Genomic DNA, 16,847 nt, shown 5'->3' on the forward strand with positions numbered 1-16,847 from the left:
GTGCGGAGGCGCCCCCGCAGGAGTACGGACGCGATCCCGAGGCCGTGCGCGCGTACGAGGAGACGCTCACCACCGTCTTCATGCAGTCCGGCACGTTGATCGCGTCCGCGTCTGCTGACACGCTGCTGCCGTGAATCTAGGACTTGCGGGGAAGACGGCTTTCATCACCGGGGGAAGCAGTGGCATCGGGCTGGCTATCGGCCGGGCGCTCCAGGAAGAGGGGGCGGCGGTCACCGTCTGCGGACGGGATCCAGAAAGGCTGAAGGAATCCGGGCTGCCCGGGGTCCAGGCGGACGTCACGGATCCGGACGCGCTCGCCCGGGCCGTCGACGAGGCGGCTGAGCAGATGGGCGGGCTCGACCTGTTGGTGGCCAATGCCGGCGGTGTGTTCGGGGGTGGACTGCTGGATTCGACGCCCGAGGACTGGCTGCAGACGTACGAGTTGAACGTGCTGCATGCCGCCCACGCCATCCGCAGCGCGGTGCCGCACTTCGAGCAGCGCGGGGGCGGCAGTGCGCTCATAGTGGCGTCGATCACCGGGTGGAAGCCCGGCCCCAAATCGTCGTACGCCTCGGCGAAGGCGGCGGAGATCCACCTCGCCGCCGCACTCGGCCAGGAGCTGGGCCCGCGCAACATCCGGGTGAATGCGCTCAGTCCGGGTTCGGTGATGTTCGAGGGCGGGGGTTGGGCCTGGTTCCGAGACAACCGACCGGAGCAGTACAAGGCTTTCGCCCGCGACGACTTCCCCCGTGGGCGGCTGGTCGAGTTGCACGAAGTGGCGGACGTGGCGTGCTTCCTTCTGTCGGCCCGCGCCAGCGGGGTCAATGGCACCAACATCTGCGTGGACGGCGCCCAGGACCACCCGAGCGCGGGTCGGCTCTTTCCGTAGAGGCTGCTGACCAAAGGTCCCGTAGTGCGACCCCGGCGAGTACCGGCTTCTCGTCCGGGCCATGGGCTACCACCCTGGTCGCGGAAGCCATCCGCACGTCCTCTGACCCGCCTGACCACCTGCCGGACAAAGTACCGTGCCCGTCATGACCTCTTCGATGCGTCGGTTGCTGGTAGGGCGCACTGTTGCGGCTCTGGCGACCGCGCTGATCCCGACCACACTCACCCTCGCGGTTGTCCGCACCGGCTCGGCCATGAACCTCGGCCTTGTGCTGTCCTGCGAGCTGCTCCCCATGCTCGTCCTGTTGCCTGTTGCTGGTGTGGTGGCCGACCGCTTCCCACCGCAGCGGGTCGTGCTCACCGCGGACCTGATACGCGCCGCCGCACAACTCGCGATCGGCGCGGAACTGCTCGGCGGCAGAGTGCGGATCCCCGATCTGGCCGTGCTGTCGGCGATCACAGGTGGGGCCGTGGCTTTCGGGACACCAGCCGTCCGCACGCTGGTCGCCGCTGTAGTGGCCGGACCCGAGCGTCTTCGGATCAACGCGCAACTCGGGGCCGCGCAAGGGCTCGCTCAGATAGCGGCTCCCGCAGCCGCCGGCGGCCTGATGCTGCTTGTGGGGGCCGGGTGGTCCTCGCTGCTCACCGGGACGCTGTTCATCGCATCCGCCACCACTCTCGGCGGCCTGCGGCCAGACCGCCCCCTCCAGCGCGCCAAGCGAAGCGCCTTCTTGGGAGAACTACGCGAGGGGTGGGCCGAAACCCGCCGCCATCCCTGGTTCCTGGCCAACGTGCTCGGGCATGGCGTGTGGCACCTGACGGCGGGCTTCCTCCTCACCCTGGGTCCGATGATCGCCGTACGTCATCTGGGCGGAGACAGCGCCTGGGTTGTCATCGCAGAAGTCGGCGCGGTGGGGATGGTCGTCGGTATCTACGCCGCGTCCCGGCTGCCCATACGTCACCCCTTGGTCGGCGTCGCCGTGGGCGCTGCTGTCTTCGCGCTCCCGCTTACGGCGTTCGCCCTTCTCCCAGCGATCCCAATCGTCACGGCTGCCTACTTCGGCGGGATGTTCGGAGTCGGCTTTCTCAGCCCGCTGTGGGAAACCACCATGCAACGTCGCATCCCGCAAGAAGCTCTTGGGCGCGTCGGATCGTTCGACACACTGATCTCCTTCACCGCCCGACCGCTCGGTCTCGCCATCGCCGCCCCTGTCTCGGCGACCATCGGGACCACAACTCCACTGCTCCTGGGAGCGGCATTGGTGAGCGTTGCAAATCTCGCCATACTTCTGCTCCCCGCCGTGTGGGAGACGCCCAGCACATCGACCTCACCGGCCAAACGAACCGGCCAACAGGCTGCGACACGCGCCGCGTAGGCGAAGCTCGGCATTGGCTGTGGATCGATCATCGTTGACCATCCCACACATCGAAGCGACCCATCGGCTGCTGACGGCACTCGAGCCGGCTACTGCGCCATCGATGGTGACTGCGCGCAGCGGTCAGCCTGGTGCCCGGTCGGCAAGAGGCATGGGCGGCCCGCCCCGGTGTGGACGCCGGCAGCATGACCGTATGGGTGCCGGCGCGGGCCGACGCGGCCACCGCTCGCCCACGGAGGTTCCGAGCCGCGCGGTCGCCTGGTACCACTCGCCGGAGCCCCGCCGACGCGTCCGCGGTGTCGTACCGGCGCGCCTTCACGCGACCGCGTGCAGCGCCATCGAGGTGCACTGGCGTCGGCCGATCACCGCTCCGTCGGGGCGACTTCACGGCTACGATCGCGTGGCCCGCCGTCGTCGCGCCCGGAGAGGGACTCATGTTGCGCAGGCTGGTCGGCACGGTGGCCGGTTTGCTCGTGCTGTTCGTCGGCAGTCTCGCCTTCAACGCCGCCTCCGGGCAGAGTCGCTGGCCCGGGTGAGCATCCGGTCCTGTTCCAGCGGAGGTGTGCCGTCGTGCCACGGCAGGGCCTTGCCGAAGCGGACCAGTTCGCCGTACAGGGCGGGGTCGACGTGCTCGGCGAAGATCAGGTCGAGCACGGGCCGCGCGGCCTGGGCCGGGGTCTGGGCCTGGCTGTAGTCGCTGAACCAGGGACGCGAGGTGGCGGTGTCGACCATCCCGGGGCACACGGAGGCGATCAGCGTGCTGTCGATGAGGTCCTGGGCGCGGCGCTCGGCGGCGACCGCGCGGACGGCGGCGACCTGCGCCACCTTCGAGGGGACGTTCAGCCAGACGGGCCAGCCGGCCTCCTGGGCCGTCCCGTTGTGCAGGGCGCTGCGCCACGACTCGACGGCGTACTCGACCTGCTCCAGGCTCGCGCCGTCGAACAGGTGGTGCAGCCGGGGGGCGAGATGACCGAGGGTGCCCAAGCTGCTGGCCACGACGAGCAGCCGGCCGCCCGGGCGTAGCACCGGGCCGAAGGAGCGCAGGATCGCATGGGTGGCCCTGTTGGAGACGTCGATGAACTCATCGGCCCGCTCAGCCTGGGACTCCTCGGGCATCAGTCGGGCGACCGCGTTGGAGACGACGACGTCGACCCCACCGAACCGGGCCCGTACATCCCCGGCGAGACGGGCGATGGCGTCGGTGTCGGTGACGTCCAGGACCCGCCCCTCGACGCGCGCACGCGTGCCAGGCAGCTGGGTGACCTCGCGGGCCGCGTCCGTCACCCGCTGCGGGTTGCGGCCCGTGAGCAGGACCAGGTCGCCGGGGTTCATGCGGGGCGCCAGTCCTTCGACGAGGGCGCGGCCGAGTCCCTGGTTCGCCCCCGTGACAAGGGCGATGCGCGAAGCGTTCATGGAAGCCAGGCTAGAAACGCCGCATCCATGAGTCCAACGAGAGTCGGGCACAGCTGGTATGCGTAAACGTCATGGATTTCACGGATGTGTCGCTGACCGCCCTTCGCGTCTTCCGCACCGTGGCGGAGCAGGGAACCTTCACCGCCGCCGCGGCGTCGCTGGGCTACACCCAGTCGGCGGTGTCCCGGCAGATCGCCGCGATCGAACGGGCGGCGGGTACGGAACTTCTGGAGCGGCGCCGCGAGGGAGTACGGCTCACCGCAGCCGGCCGTATCGTCATGCGCCGCGCGACGATCGTGCTCGACGAGATCGAAGCGACCGCGCGCGAGCTGTCCGGCCTGCCCGGGCAGGCCGGGACGGTCCGCCTGGGATGGTTCCCCAGCGCCGGCGCCGTCCTGCTGCCCCGCGCCTTGGCCGCGCTGCGCCGGACGGACCCAGGCCTGCACGTGGTCGGCAGGGAGGGCAGCACCCCTGCGCTGGTGCGCGCCCTGCGGGCCGGCAGCCTGGATCTGGCCCTGCTCGCGTCGGCGCCGCCGTTCCGGCCGCCGGACACGGAGACGCCCCCGCTCGCACTGCAAACGCTCACCGAACGGGCCCTGTGTCTGGCGGTGCCCGCCACCCACCCGCTCGCCCGCGGCGACTTCGTCGACGTGACCGACCTGCGCGGGCAGCGCTGGATCGCGGGCTCCACCTCCGGCGAGGACCGACTGATGGGCGTGTGGCCGGGCCTGGACGAACGGCCCGAGATCGCCCACACCGCGCGTGACTGGCTGGCCAAGCTCCACCTCGTGGCGGCCGGCTTCGGACTGACCACCGTGCCCGCCACCCTCGCCCCGGCGGCGCCACCGGGCGTACGCATCCTCCCTGTCCGCGGCGGACCCCAAGAGCAGCGGCGACTGCTCCTGGCCCGTCTCCCCCACCCACCCGCAGAGTCCGTCGCCCGAGTGGCAGCCGCCCTTCGCGCCGCAGCCCTCCACGCCACCTCAGACGCCCCGCACTCGTGACGGAAAGGGAGGCGCCTCTTGATTAGGACAAGCGCAGGTTGTCCGGATTTCGGCGCGCAGGTGGACGTGCGCCGCCCCGTAACGATGAGAGCGCACCGACATAGTTGCGGAGACGGGTCGTGTCGGTGAACCGACTGTCGTCGATTCGGGGTGTTGGCAGGGGCGGCCGCTCGGGACCGCCCCTGCCTGCGTTGGATCAGGACGCTTCCGCGACCCGGTTGAAGAGGCGGCCGGCGAGGTCGACGCCTGTGATCGCGCCGTCGGCGTCGCGGGAGAAGTAGCCGCGCTGCCCCTTGAGGCCGCCTTCCGTGACGATGTACTCGCCGTCGCCGGGAAGGAATCCGATGTCTGCGGCCGGGTAGTCCGGGGGCATTTCCTCGTGCGATGCCTCGCGGATCTCCGGCTTGATCCCGACCGCCAGGGTGAGACGGGCGCCGTCGGTGGCGATGTCGAGGTTCATGGCGTCGATCTCGTAGCGTCCGACGACCTGCCGTGCTCGTCCTTCGTCGTACGGGAGTGGCTCCGGCGTCTTCTCGATGACGCCGAGGTAGTGCTCGAGTGCCCACCGCACGACGGACTGGTTGAAGGGGTAGCCGTCCGGGCCGGCGTTGGCCAGGGAGACCACCGCGAAGTTGCGCTCGGGCACGATGAGCAGCTCGGTGAACTGGCCGTTGCCCGAGCCGCCGTGGCCGATGCCGTGGAGGCCGTCCAGGTCGTGCAGGAACCAGCAGATGCCGAAGCCGTCGCCGAGCGTGCTGGCGCGCAGCTCGATCGTCTGCTCCCGCATGCGCTGCAGCTCCGCGGCGGGCAGCACACCCTCGCCGTCGCCGAGCTGGAACCGTGACCAGCGCAGCAGATCGCTCACCGAGGAGGCGAGGCCGCCGCCGGGGTTGTCGCCGCGCGCACCCTCCTTGAACGCTCCCCAGGGCCGGGCGGGGCGCAGTTCGCCGTCGTCGCCGCGGTTGTAGCCCACGGCGAACTTGCGGACCATCACCTCCGCCAGGCCGTACACGGTGTCCGCAAGGCCCACCGGTTCCAGGACGAGCGAGGCCATGGCCTTCTCAAAAGGCAGGCCCGTGACCTTCTCGATGATCCGCCCGGCCAGGTTGTATCCGGCCTGGCTGTACGAGGCGCGGGCCCCGGGCGGTGCGATCAGCGGCAGTTGGGGCAGCTTCGCCACCAGCCCGGCCAGGGAGCGGTCGCCCTCCCCGTCGTCGATCAGGTTCCAGTCCAGGCCCGCGGTGTGGTTGAGCAGGTTCAAGACGGTGATCTGGGCCGCGGCCCGCTCGTCGGCTAGCTCCAGCTCGGGCACGTAGCGCCGTACCGGCGCGTTCAGGTCCGCCTTCCCCTCGGCGACCAGGCGCATCAGCGCGGTCGCCGTGAAGGTCTTGGACACCGACGCCAGCGGAAACAGCGTCTTCTCATCGACCGGCAGCGGGTTGCTCAGGCTCGTCACGCCGTGCGAGGCATAGATCTCCTGGCCGTCCAGGAGCACCCCGACGGCGACGCCGGGAACGCCGAGCTCCCTGGCCTGGGCCTTCACGAACTCCGACAGCTTGTCCTGCAGCATTGCTCCCCCTCCGACACTTGAACTAAGTACGAGGGCAGCGTAGACCGCCGATTGAACAAAGTGCAAGACCGGCGTGAACTAAGTTCAAGTAAGGTGGTTGGCATGCCGCGAGACACACTGACCGCAGACCGGATCGTCCGTGCGGCCATCGAGTTGCTCGACGACGAGGGACTGGACGGCCTCAACATGCGGAGCCTGGCGAAACGGCTCGGCTCGGCAGCCACGGCCGTCTACTGGCACATCAAGACCAAGGACGACCTGGTTCGACTTGCCAGCGACGCCATCTGGCACGAGGTCGAGCTGCCCGATCTCGACGCCACCGACTGGCGCACGGCCGCCACCGCCCACGCCTCCGGTATGCACGCGATGCTCACCCGGCATCCCTGGCTCGTCCAGGCATTCGGCAGCCACCTCCTGCACGGACCCGGCCAGGCCCGGTACAACGACCTCGGCCTCGCCATCTACGAAAAGGCAGGCTTCGCCGCCGACGACGCGGACCGGGCGGCCGCCACCGTGTTCACCTTCGTCCTCGGCAGCGCGCTCGGCCCTGCCGCACAGGTCTCCCTGAACCGCCGGCTGAGCAAGAACGGCGCGGACGCCGAGCAACTGATGGCCGACGCCATGACACGCGCCACCAAGACCGCCCTGCAATTCCCGCGCCTACGCCAACGCCTCGACACCACAGCCGCCACACAGTACGCCGCAGCGCCCGACAACACCTTCGCGTTCGGCCTTCAGTCAGTCCTCGACGGCCTCCAAGCCCGCCTCACCGCCGACCGCGCCACCGGGCGCGAGTGACCCGCCCCCGAACCGCCCGCCCGACCAGCCCACAACCCCCTCCACCCTTCCGGCTTCACATCGACGCACGAGCAGGCCGAGATGCGGCACAGGGCTTGCAGATCTGCACCGTGTTGCTTTCCGTTCTGAGCTTCGTTGGTGGGGTATGGCGCATCCCGCACGAGGCTCGGCCCAACTCGCCGCGAAGTTCGCCCCGTTGCTCCGGCGTCTCGACCAGCGGCAGCGGCGGTTGCTGCTGGGAGCCGAGGCTCGGCTGCCGTGGCATGGCGGGGTCCGGGCCGTTGCGCGGGCGGCCGCGGTGAGTGAGACGACGGTCCGCAGGGGCGGGTTCGCAAGCGGGTCACTGAGTTCGACTCGGGGCTGCGGCCCGCGCCGCCGGCGCGGCGTTGGCGATCGTTGGATGGGGGCCGACCCGCAGCCGGTCGCGAGCCGCACCTGCGGACGCTGGTTGCGGCGGCGTTCTCCGCCTTTCTCAGGCGAGCAGGCGCGATGCCGGGATTTCACTTGCCGGCGGCAGGGATGAGGCCCGGGGCAAACCTGTAGGAGACCGCCTCCATCAGCGGCTTGCGCTTGGTGTTGTGGAAGGCCGCGATGCGCCACTTGCCGTCGTCCTGGCGGACCAAGGTGTAGGTCTGGATCTTGGTGAGCTTGCGTGGCGACTTGTTCTTGAAGGTGTCGCCGCGCCCGTTCACCACGGCCACGTCCGGTCCGTGGAAGCGGATGGCGAGGACCTCGTCCGCGAGCTTGGTGCCCTTGAGGAAGGTCGTGAACAGAGTGCGGTGACTCTCCACGATGTCCCGGCGCCCCTGGTAGAAGGTGCCGACGTAGGTGATGTAGGTGGCGTCTTCGGTGAACAGCTCGCCGTAGGCGTCGGCGTCGTGCCGCTCCCATGCGGCGACGAGTTCGTTCAGCACGGAGGTGACTGCGGCGACGTCACGGGTGGTTGTCGACATGACGGAGGACCCCTCTTCTGGCTAAACTGGAGCAGATTCTGAACGTAAGCAGTATCTGCATGCGTGCAGATAAATTTAGAGAGGACTTCCGGCGATGGCAACCCCCTTGGACAGCGGGGACGAGCATGTGATCTTCCGTCAGTACTTGGACGCGGTAGGCCTGCAGGGCCTGGCCAGCGCGGAAGCCGCTGGACTGCACACGTCGGAGTGGTACGCACTCAGCCTGATCACTCTGGAAGACGGCCTCACTTCGGGCGAACTCGCCACGAGGACCGGGCTTACCACCGGCGCCACCACGCGCCTGATCGACCGCCTTGAGCGGGCCGGGTACGCGCGCCGCACCGCGGACCCCAAAGACCGCAGACGTGTGATCGTGGAGCCGATCCCGAACGCGTTCGCCCGGATCGAGGAGGTCGTAGGCCCCGCCCGCCGGCACATCGCCGAGGTCCTCGCCCGCTACACCCCGGAGCAGCGCCATCTGCTCTTCGACTACTTCCAGCACGCCGCGCCCGCGTTCCGCGCGGCCACCGAGGAGATCCGCAAGGCGATGGCTCCGAGGCGCAGAAGGGCCGCCCAGGACCCGGACGGCGACTGAACCCGGCGGGCAGCGGGCGCGGCAACATCGCCGACCTTCGGGAATCTTCTTGCAGTCCTACGACGTCGAGGTGGATCCCGGCGCCTCGTGGTCAGTGACGCTGTGCCGTGCGGCCGGGTACGCCGACGTCGACCAGCTCTCGCCTCCACCCACGGACCAGGTGCCGGGGAGCGTCCCGGTGCTGCGCGGCGCGGACCGCCGCCTGGACCGCTGCCTGGAGAAGTCCCTCGCCGACCTCGAGCGCTTTCGCCTGACCGACCCGCAGTCGGGCAAGGGCCGCCCGGACCAGTTCCTTGTTCCTCAGGTACACCGGCCAGAGTGGCCAGGGCCTGTCCAACCAGGGCTGGAAGGACCATCACTCGGCGCGGGATCCGGTGCCGGTGCGCCGACGTGCCCTGGACGCCGCCACACTCCCCCCGCGGCCACGCGCAGGGGCTTTTATGGAATGGCGCTCATGCGCTCGGCTCGTTCCGCAGCGAGGACGCTTTCCAGTACGGCGGGAAATCGTCCCAGTGCCTCTTCTCGAAGGGTCACGTAGCAGCGCGTGCCCTCCATCCGTTGCCAAGTGAGTCCCGCTTCACGGAGCGTCTTCATGTGGTGACTGAACGTGGACTGGGCGACTCGAACGGTGAAGTCTGTGCGTACATGCTCTTTGCCGTCCGCGAGGACGCCCATGATGTGCAGGCGGACAGGGTCACCCAGAGCTGAGAGCACCGCGGCGAGGGTGACGTCTTCGAGGTCTGGGTGGCTTACTTCCTTGGGCATGGCCCACACCATACATCGATTATCGACGATATTCGATGTACCGTGCCTCTCGTGGACACCCGACTCTGCCGATGTTTGCCTGGCGGTCGTGTCCGGACGCCAGTCGTACGTAGAAGCGACGACGCGGGCGCCCAGTGGACGGACATCGGCGAGGGACTCAAGAGGAAGACTCCGTGATGGAACACCAGCACGCCCGCCCCCTTCATGACCGCGTCGTCATCGTCACCGGAGCCGGTACAGGGATCGGCCGGGCAACGGCGGTCGCGATGGCCGAGGCGGGGGCGCGCGTCCTCGGTGTCGGCCGACGCCAGGCTGCCCTTGAGGAAACCGCCGCCATGCACCCCGGCATCGCGACTCTGGCCACTGACGTGCGCTCGCAGCAGGCCCCTGAGCTGATCATCAGTACGGCGATCGACCGGTGGAAGCAGCTTGACGTGGTGGTGAACAACGCCGGCGCCACCGCACGTGTCTCGTTCGACGAGGTAACACGCTCGCGCATCACCGACCTGTTCGACCTCAACGTCATCGCACCCACCATGCTCGCCCAGGCAGCGTTGCCTCACCTGCGCCGCAGCAAGGGCTCGATCATCAACATCTCCAGCACCTACGGCCATCGCCCCCACCCGGGCGGTGCCCACTACGGGGCGACCAAGGCCGCCCTGGAACAGTTGACGCGTACCTGGGCGGTCGAGCTGGCCAAGGACGGGATCAGAGTGAATGCCATCGCCCCCGGTCCGACCGAGAGCGAGGCTCTGCACGTCAGCGGGCTCACGGAGGAGGAGGTGACGAAAGTCAAGAAGGAGCAGGCATCCCGGATCCCTCTGGGGAGGAGAGGAGAACCGGAGGAAGTGGCGTCCTGGATCGTCCGCTTCGCAGAACCCACCGCAACGTGGCTGACGGGCCAGGTCCTCACGATCGACGGAGGCCTCGAACTCATCTGAGTACGCCGTGATTTCCGCCGCCGCGGCGCTGTCGTGTTGTTGGACGGGTCGGTATCCGGCGGTGTGTCGGGGCGTAGTGGGCTCGCCGTGGCTCGGGCTCAGGCCCAGCTCCCACAGCACACCATGCCCCGACGCGCCGTCAGGCAGTCACGCACCCGGCATCGTGACGTGGGAGGGCCGGCCCGGCGTCTGCTCCGGACCGGCCCTCCCATGCACCGTCAGCCTGCGGCGGGGACGGGGTCGCGGGTCGGTGCGGGCGTCTCTTTCGGACCGGGCTCGGCTGCCACCGCAGAAGGAGCGGGGGCAGGGGCGTAGGGAATGTCGCCGCGCAGGACGGCCCTGGCGCGGTCCTCGTCGAGCTCGCCCTCCCAGCGGGCGACGGCCAGGGTGGCGACCCCGTTGCCGACCAGGCTGGTCAGGGCGCGGGCTTCGGACATGAACCGGTCGATGCCGAAGATCAGAGCGAGGGCGGCGACCGGGACGTGCGGCACGGCGCTGAGTGTGGCGGCCAGGGCGATGAAGCCGGAGCCGGTGACGCCTGCGGCGCCCTTGGAGGTGAGCAGCATGGCGGCGAGCATGGTCAGCTGCTGGGTGAGGCTGAGTTCGATGCCGAGGGCCTGGGCGAGGAAGACCGAGCCCATGGTCAGGTAGATGGCGGTGCCGTCGAGGTTGAAGGAGTACCCGGCGGGCAGCGTGATGCCTACGACCGGTTTCGAGGCGCCCGCGTGCTGGAGCTTGGCCATCATGCGCGGCAGGACGGGCTCGGTGGAGGAGGTGCCCAGGACGATCAGCAGCTCCTCCTTGATGTAGCGCAAGAAAGGCAGCAGTCGCAGTCCGTTCAGGCGCATCACGGTCCCGAGGACGACCAGGACGAAGAAGAGCGCGGTCAGCCAGAACGAGCCGACCAGCAGGGCCAGGTGGCGCAGGGTGCCCAGGCCGTAGTTGCCGATGGTGAAGGCCATTGAGCCGAACGCGCCCATGGGGGCCAGCCGCATGATCCAGCGGATGAGCGTGAACAGAACCGTGGAGAACTTCTCCACACCCCGGGCGATGCTCAGGCCGGCCTCTCCGGTGGCGTGCAGGCCGAAGCCGAACAGCACCGACACGAGCAGCACCGGAAGGATCTCGTTGCCGGTCAGGGCGCTGACCAGGGTGGCCGGGATGGTGGCGAGGAGGAACTCGGCGAAGCCCTCGTGGGCCGTGGTCGCCTCCGGCGGCAGGCCCTTGGTGGACAGGGTCGAGAGGTCGATGTGCAGGCCGCTGCCCGGCTTGACGGCGTTGACGACGACCAGGCCGATCACCATGGCCACGGTGGTCAGCACCTCGAAGTAGACCAGAGCCTTCAGGCTCACGCGGCCGACCGCGCGGGCGTTGCCCATGGAGGAGATGCCGTGGACGACCGTGCAGAAGATGATCGGTGCGATGAACATCTTCACCAGCCCGATGAAGCCGTCGCCGAGCGGCTTGAGGTCAGCGCCGGCGGACGGCCACAGCCCGCCCACAGCGGCGCCGAGGAGGACGGCGATCAGGCACTGGATGTACAGATGGGACAGCATCCGGCGGATGCGGCCCGGTGGTGCGGTGACGGTACCCGGGGCGGCGTCGTTGCGGCTCATGCGGGGCGTCCTTCCAGGACGGGAACGAGGAGTTCGGCTCGGGCGATACGCCGGGCGGCGCGGTGCAGCAGCACCGTGGGGGACGCGCTGTCCGGTGCGGGGACGGCTTGGGTGGTGACCACGCCGGCGGGGGTGCCCAGGCGCAGCGTGCCGTCGGCGGTCTGCCGGGCGACGCGGTGGGCGAGGGTGCCAGGGGTGGCGGCGGCCGTGGCCAGGGCCACGGCGGAGGTCAGGCCGATCGCCGGGTGCGGGGCGTGCATGGAGACCATGCGCACGGCCAGGTCGTACTCGTCCTGGTTGACGAGCATGCCCTGCGTGGTGCGATAGGGGGCGGGGCGGGCCACGATGCCCGCTTTCGGCACCGCGTGGCTGACCGGATCGCTCTCGCGGGCCAGGCCCATGGCCAGCGCTGCCTGGCGGCGCAGCAGTGTCAGCGCGGGCACTGCGGTGGCGAATGCGGTGAGGGATTCCGTGCCGTCGAGGCCGAAGGCCTTGGCCTCGAACAGCGCGGCCGGCGCGCCGGCGTCCACCAGGGATGCCTCGACTGGACCGTCCGGGCCCGTCAACTCGTCCAGTGCCCGGCCGGTCGGCAGAGCGCGGCCGGTCGTCGAGCCCGCCGGGTCCTGAAACCCGAGCAGGATCGGCACGCCGGGCGCCGAGGTGCCCGGCACCACGGCCGTGCCCTCCTCCGGGGCCACGCGCGCGGGGGTGGGGATCGTGCCGGTGAGGCGGGCCCCGGTGTTGACGTTGAGCATGCGGACGGTGGTGGTGTCCGACGCGATCGGCACGAGATCGTGGTGGACGGCGTACAGGGCCACGGCGGTGGCGCAGTTGCCGCAGTTGCTGGCCCACTCCACTCGCTCGTCGCCGATGCCTACCTGCGCGAACGCGTACTCGACATCGACGCCGGGTTGGGTCGACGCCTGTACGACAGCGGCCTTGGAGGTGGTGGATGAGGCGCCGCCCACGCCGTCGATCTGGCGAGGGTCGGCGGCGTTGAAGGCGGCGAGCAGCAGGGCATCGACGTCCACGCCCGTGGCCGCCACGTCACGGTGTTCGAAGATCCAGCACTTGCTGGTTCCTCCGCGGATCATCTCGCCCTGCAGGCGCAGCACAACCGACTCCTCACAGACGTGGAAAGGGAAGTCCACCGACGGTCTCGCCGTGCGTGGTGACCTCCACGGTGGGTTACGGCAGCGTGAAGTACAATCTCGGAAATCTGCATGGCTATTAAGGTGAAGTGAATGCTTGAGGTGGCGGCATGCTCGACGTCCGGCGCATCCTGCTGTTCACGGAGGTCGCCCGGCGCGGCTCGGTGACCGCGACAGCCCGCGCCCTCAACTACACCCCATCAGCGGTATCGCAGCAGATCAGCCGCCTTGAAGCGGAGGCAGGCCAGCCTCTGCTGGAACGCCACGCCCGGGGCGTCACCCTCACCGACGCCGGACGGGCGCTGGCCGAACGAGGGCAACGGATCGAACGCGAACTGCGGGCCGCGGAAAACGAACTCGCCGACTACGCCGGCCTGCGCGCGGGCACACTGCGCATCGGCACCTTCCCCACCGTCGGCTCCTCGCTCCTCCCGCAGGCCGTGATCGCCTTCCGGGACGCCCACCCCGACGTACGGCTGACCGTCCGCAGCGCCCGCATCGCCGGGCTCTGGACGATGCTGGAGAACCGGGAGATCGAGATGTCGCTGATGTGGGACTACGACTGGAGCCGAATCGACCGGGAGGACATCGTCGTCACCCCACTCCTCGATGACCCGCCGGCCCTTCTCGTCAACGACCACCATCCACTCGCCGGCCGCGACGTCGCCTCACTCGACGACTTCGCACACGACCCCTGGATCACCCGCGCCGACCATCACCCGGTGGCCGAAGCCCTCGTCCGCGGCTGTCGCGCGGCCGGCTTCGAGCCCCACATCGCCTACGAGGCCCACGACTACCAGGAAGCCCAGGCCATGGTCGCCGCCGGCATCGGCGTCGCCCTCGCCCCCACCCTGGCCCTGGAGGGCATCCGACCCGGCGTCAACGTCCTGCCCCTCCAGCCGCCGGCCCCCATCCGCCGCATCCTCCTGGTTCGCATGGCCGACCACTCGCTCACCCCTGCCGCACTCACCTTCGCCGGACTTCTCCGCGACACCGCCGCGGCCCGAACACCCTGACACCGACGCCGAACCACACCCACCGGTCGTGTCGCCGTCGCGCTCACCGACGAGAATCCAGGCCCCGCACTTCGGTGTTGGACTTGGACGACAGGCGGCGGCAACAGCCCTGGCCATACGTTGGATTCGTGATCCGCAAGGAGCACAGGACCCGAGTTGAACGCGTGGCCGGCGTCGGCTCCGGCAGTGACAGGCCGAAGGCATGGTCGACGTCTTCCACTGCGGGTGATGGCAGTGGGCGGTCCGCCTGGTCAGCGGATCCGGGGCAGCGACTTCTCGGGGTGCGCGGCCTGCAGTACCTGACGGCGAACTTGGTGGCCCATCTGAAGACGATCCCGGCGGTGGGTGAGCGTCGTTGAGTTACTCGCTGACGCGAACGTTCGCTGCGGGACGCGCGTCACCGCTGTCCGCGCCCAGGCCCGCGAGCAAACGCAGCCCGTCCTCGGCGGGGCTGCCGGGAGCCGCGGACAGCACCAGCAGCTCCCTGCCTGATTCATCCGGTAGTGCGAAGTTCTCCTGGTGCAGTTCCAGCAGTCCGACCAGCGGGTGCCGGTACGCCTTGCGTCCATGTGTGCGGGCGCGCACGTCCGCGCGGGCCCAGAGGCGGCGGAAGCGCTCGCTGCCCATCGCCAGCTCGCCGATGAGCGAGGCCAGTCGAGGGTCCTCGGGGTATTTGCCGGCGGCCAGCCGCAGGTGCCCGACCGCGTCGAGAGTGCATGTCTCCCAGTCGGCGTAAAGACCGCGCTCGGCCTCCTCGAGGAAGAGATGCCGGGCGGTGTTCAGGCCCGGCATCGGCCGGCCGTAGAGGAGCCCGGCGAGGCGGTTCCCGGCGAGCACGTCCAGGCGGTGGTCCATGATCATCGCGGGTGCGTCGGCGACCAGGTCCAGGACGCGCAGCAGTTCCGGCCGGACCCGCCCGCCCGGCGCCTTCGCGCGGCGGCGGCGCTGCCGGGCGAGCCGGTAGAGGTGCCCGCGTTCGGTCTCGTCGAGGCCGAGGACGCGGGCGAGCGCGTCGAGGACCTGCTCGGAGGGCTGGGTCGCGCGGCCCTGCTCCAGGCGTACGTAGTAGTCGACGCTGACTCCGGACAGATGCGCGACCTCTTCGCGGCGCAGCCCTTCGACCCGGCGGCGGCTGTCGGTGGTGATGCCGACGACCGCCGGGTCGACCCGGGAACGCCGGGTCCGGAGGAAGCTCGCCAGATCGTCCACGACCCCAGTATGGCTTCGACGGGGCCCGTGAAGGTGGTCCTGTCGCTACCAGGAAGTCCCGTCCGACGGAAGAGGAGCCCCTGAACGCCGTGCGCCGCGGCGCCCAGGATCGAAGGCACCCGATCCGAAGGAGTTCTCATGAAGACGCTGATCGTCTACGCCCACCCGGAGCCGAAGTCGCTCAACGGCTCGCTGAAGGACCTCGCGGTGTCCACATTGGAGACCGCCGGGCACGAGGTACGGGTGAGCGATCTGTACGCGATGAACTGGAAGGCGGTCGTGGACGCCGAGGACTACGGCCCCAACGCCTCAAGTCCGCTGAAGGTCGCCCTGGACTCCGGCCGGGCCTTCGACGCAGGGACGCTCACTCCGGACGTCCTCGCCGAGCAGGAGAAGCTGCTGTGGGCCGACACGATCATCTTCCAGTTCCCGCTGTGGTGGTACACCATGCCCGCGATCCTCAAAGGCTGGGTGGACCGGGTGTTCACCTACCACTTCGCGTACGGCGTCGGCGAGCACAGCGACACCAAGTACGGCGAGCGCTTCGGTGAAGGCACCCTCGCGGGCAGGAAGGCTCTGCTGTCAGTGACCGTCGGCGGCCCGGAGCCGCATTACGCCGCCCGCGGGATCAACGGCCCCATCGACGATCTGCTGTTCCCGATCCACCACGGCATCCTCTACTACCCGGGCATCGAGGTGCTGCCGCCGTTCGTGCTGTACGGCACCGACCGGATGACCGAGGAGGAGTACCCGGACGTCGCCAAGGCCTGGCAGCAGCGCCTGCTCACCCTGGAGTCGACCGAGCCGATCGCGTTCCGGCGGCAGAACTTCGGTGACTATGAGATTCCCTCACTGCAGCTGAAGGAGGGACTGGAACCGGCGGGCCGCACGGGTTTCGCACTGCACGTGCGCGGCTGACCGCCGACGACGGACAGGACGAGCTGACGACCGGCGCCGTGGTCGATCGCCCTCCTGGTCGACTGCCGTCAGGACCAGGCAGACCTGCGGCTGCGCGGTTCGTGCCGGGCTGCGGTGCGGCCATGACGACCGGTCGACCACTGTGGCCGGACCAGACTTGGAGTAACGGTCGGCCCACCGCTTGGCGGTGGGCCAGGACACTCGATGGCGCTGTACGACGACGCTTACCGGCAGGACGGCCAAGTAGTGCTGGTGGCCCACAGCCTGGGCTGCTGGGCGGCGTCCACGTGGTTGAACAAGAACCCCTCAAGCCCGACAGGCGGCGCATTCCTGGCCGCGCCGCCCGACCCGCACGGGCCGGCCTTCCCCCGCCAGGCTGTTGCGACGTTCATCGAGGAGTCGGCACAACCGTTGCCGTGCCCGGCCCTGGTGGTGGGCAGCGCCAACGACCCTTACTGCACCCCTGAGGCAGCCGCCGACTTCGCGTCGCGGTGGGAGGCGCGATGGCACCTGGCGGGCGAGTGCGGACACATCAACTCGGCCAGCGGCCTGGGCTCGTGGCAGCACGGCCGTGAACTCCTGGGCTCGCTGATCCAGCAGTGATCAACCACCGTTCACTGCCCACGTGGGTACC

At 69.6% G+C, this 16,847-nt stretch carries 17 protein-coding genes and 3 pseudogenes; 11 read left to right on the forward strand and 9 right to left on the reverse strand.

The genetic code is table 11. The features are described 5' to 3' along the window. From ACFYZE_RS34880 to ACFYZE_RS34890, 3 genes and pseudogenes are all read left to right on the forward strand, one after another. Positions 1 to 95 (forward strand): annotated as a pseudogene (locus ACFYZE_RS34880) (MarR family transcriptional regulator); the annotation flags it as partial. A gap of 35 nt (positions 96 to 130) precedes the next feature. Then, positions 131 to 889, forward strand: a complete 759-nt coding sequence (locus ACFYZE_RS34885; RefSeq protein WP_389003332.1) for an SDR family NAD(P)-dependent oxidoreductase — start codon at positions 131 to 133, stop codon at positions 887 to 889. A 145-nt stretch (positions 890 to 1,034) separates the two neighbouring features. Further along, a complete protein-coding gene (locus tag ACFYZE_RS34890) occupies positions 1,035 to 2,264 on the forward strand; it encodes an MFS transporter (RefSeq protein WP_389003335.1) in 1,230 nt (409 codons plus the stop codon). Between the two features lie 498 nt (positions 2,265 to 2,762). On the opposite strand, the gene ACFYZE_RS34895 is transcribed toward ACFYZE_RS34890, so the two are convergent. After that, the gene (locus tag ACFYZE_RS34895) at positions 2,763 to 3,677 is read right to left on the reverse strand and encodes an SDR family NAD(P)-dependent oxidoreductase (RefSeq protein WP_389003338.1); all 915 of its coding nucleotides are present in this window, start codon (positions 3,675 to 3,677) and stop codon (positions 2,763 to 2,765) included. Between the two features lie 71 nt (positions 3,678 to 3,748). Here ACFYZE_RS34895 and ACFYZE_RS34900 point away from each other — a divergent pair, with 71 nt between their 5' ends. After that, a complete protein-coding gene (locus ACFYZE_RS34900) occupies positions 3,749 to 4,681 on the forward strand; it encodes a LysR substrate-binding domain-containing protein (RefSeq protein ID WP_389003341.1) in 933 nt (310 codons plus the stop codon). A 196-nt stretch (positions 4,682 to 4,877) separates the two neighbouring features. Here ACFYZE_RS34900 and ACFYZE_RS34905 read toward each other — a convergent pair whose 3' ends face one another. After that, a complete protein-coding gene (locus ACFYZE_RS34905) occupies positions 4,878 to 6,251 on the reverse strand; it encodes a serine hydrolase domain-containing protein (protein WP_389003344.1) in 1,374 nt (457 codons plus the stop codon). A gap of 102 nt (positions 6,252 to 6,353) precedes the next feature. Here ACFYZE_RS34905 and ACFYZE_RS34910 point away from each other — a divergent pair, with 102 nt between their 5' ends. After that, positions 6,354 to 7,049, forward strand: coding sequence for a TetR/AcrR family transcriptional regulator (locus ACFYZE_RS34910; RefSeq protein WP_389003347.1), 696 nt, complete (start codon positions 6,354 to 6,356; stop codon positions 7,047 to 7,049). A gap of 125 nt (positions 7,050 to 7,174) precedes the next feature. Further along, a pseudogene (locus ACFYZE_RS34915) lies at positions 7,175 to 7,470 on the forward strand (hypothetical protein); the annotation flags it as partial. A gap of 79 nt (positions 7,471 to 7,549) precedes the next feature. On the opposite strand, the gene ACFYZE_RS34920 reads toward ACFYZE_RS34915, so the two are convergent. Beyond that, positions 7,550 to 8,002, reverse strand: a complete 453-nt coding sequence (locus ACFYZE_RS34920; RefSeq protein WP_389003350.1) for an SgcJ/EcaC family oxidoreductase — start codon at positions 8,000 to 8,002, stop codon at positions 7,550 to 7,552. Positions 8,003 to 8,096: 94 nt separating this feature from the next. Between ACFYZE_RS34920 and ACFYZE_RS34925 the strand changes: the two genes are divergently transcribed. Beyond that, a complete protein-coding gene (locus ACFYZE_RS34925) occupies positions 8,097 to 8,597 on the forward strand; it encodes a MarR family winged helix-turn-helix transcriptional regulator (RefSeq protein ID WP_389003353.1) in 501 nt (166 codons plus the stop codon). Positions 8,598 to 8,688: 91 nt separating this feature from the next. Here ACFYZE_RS34925 and ACFYZE_RS34930 read toward each other — a convergent pair whose 3' ends face one another. Together ACFYZE_RS34930 and ACFYZE_RS34935 are read right to left on the reverse strand one after the other, a co-directional pair. After that, positions 8,689 to 8,907 (reverse strand): hypothetical protein, encoded by a 219-nt coding sequence (locus ACFYZE_RS34930; protein ID WP_389003356.1) that lies wholly within the window; start codon positions 8,905 to 8,907, stop codon positions 8,689 to 8,691. Positions 8,908 to 9,035: 128 nt separating this feature from the next. Further along, positions 9,036 to 9,362: an ArsR/SmtB family transcription factor gene (locus tag ACFYZE_RS34935; protein ID WP_389003359.1), complete on the reverse strand. Its 327-nt coding sequence runs from the start codon at positions 9,360 to 9,362 to the stop codon at positions 9,036 to 9,038. 176 nt (positions 9,363 to 9,538) lie between these two features. On the opposite strand from ACFYZE_RS34935, the gene ACFYZE_RS34940 reads away from it, so the two are divergent. Beyond that, positions 9,539 to 10,303, forward strand: a complete 765-nt coding sequence (locus ACFYZE_RS34940; RefSeq protein ID WP_389003362.1) for an SDR family NAD(P)-dependent oxidoreductase — start codon at positions 9,539 to 9,541, stop codon at positions 10,301 to 10,303. A 218-nt stretch (positions 10,304 to 10,521) separates the two neighbouring features. On the opposite strand, the gene dctA is transcribed toward ACFYZE_RS34940, so the two are convergent. Both dctA and ACFYZE_RS34950 read right to left on the reverse strand, forming a co-directional pair. Continuing rightward, positions 10,522 to 11,919 (reverse strand): C4-dicarboxylate transporter DctA, encoded by a 1,398-nt coding sequence (dctA, locus tag ACFYZE_RS34945; RefSeq protein WP_389003365.1) that lies wholly within the window; start codon positions 11,917 to 11,919, stop codon positions 10,522 to 10,524. After that, entirely contained in the window at positions 11,916 to 13,034 is a 1,119-nt protein-coding gene (locus ACFYZE_RS34950) for a PrpF domain-containing protein (protein WP_389003368.1), read from the reverse strand. The genes dctA and ACFYZE_RS34950 overlap by 4 nt, the downstream gene beginning before the upstream one ends. A gap of 146 nt (positions 13,035 to 13,180) precedes the next feature. On the opposite strand from ACFYZE_RS34950, the gene ACFYZE_RS34955 reads away from it, so the two are divergent. After that, positions 13,181 to 14,086, forward strand: coding sequence for a LysR family transcriptional regulator (locus tag ACFYZE_RS34955; protein WP_389003371.1), 906 nt, complete (start codon positions 13,181 to 13,183; stop codon positions 14,084 to 14,086). Positions 14,087 to 14,446: 360 nt separating this feature from the next. Here the strand turns inward: ACFYZE_RS34955 and ACFYZE_RS34960 are convergent, their stop codons facing one another. Next, positions 14,447 to 15,295, reverse strand: coding sequence for a helix-turn-helix transcriptional regulator (locus ACFYZE_RS34960; protein ID WP_389003374.1), 849 nt, complete (start codon positions 15,293 to 15,295; stop codon positions 14,447 to 14,449). A 138-nt stretch (positions 15,296 to 15,433) separates the two neighbouring features. Here ACFYZE_RS34960 and ACFYZE_RS34965 point away from each other — a divergent pair, with 138 nt between their 5' ends. Further along, positions 15,434 to 16,213: an NAD(P)H-dependent oxidoreductase gene (locus tag ACFYZE_RS34965; protein ID WP_389003377.1), complete on the forward strand. Its 780-nt coding sequence runs from the start codon at positions 15,434 to 15,436 to the stop codon at positions 16,211 to 16,213. A gap of 96 nt (positions 16,214 to 16,309) precedes the next feature. Here the strand turns inward: ACFYZE_RS34965 and ACFYZE_RS34970 are convergent. Then, positions 16,310 to 16,408 (reverse strand): annotated as a pseudogene (locus ACFYZE_RS34970) (IS481 family transposase); the annotation flags it as partial. A 9-nt stretch (positions 16,409 to 16,417) separates the two neighbouring features. Here ACFYZE_RS34970 and ACFYZE_RS34975 point away from each other — a divergent pair. After that, the gene (locus ACFYZE_RS34975) at positions 16,418 to 16,816 is read left to right on the forward strand and encodes an RBBP9/YdeN family alpha/beta hydrolase (RefSeq protein WP_389003380.1); all 399 of its coding nucleotides are present in this window, start codon (positions 16,418 to 16,420) and stop codon (positions 16,814 to 16,816) included. The last annotated feature ends 31 nt before the right edge of the window (positions 16,817 to 16,847 follow it).

Origin of the sequence: Streptomyces sp. NPDC001796 (assembly GCF_042892355.1) — a bacterium.
In the GTDB taxonomy this organism is placed as follows: domain Bacteria; phylum Actinomycetota; class Actinomycetes; order Streptomycetales; family Streptomycetaceae; genus Streptomyces.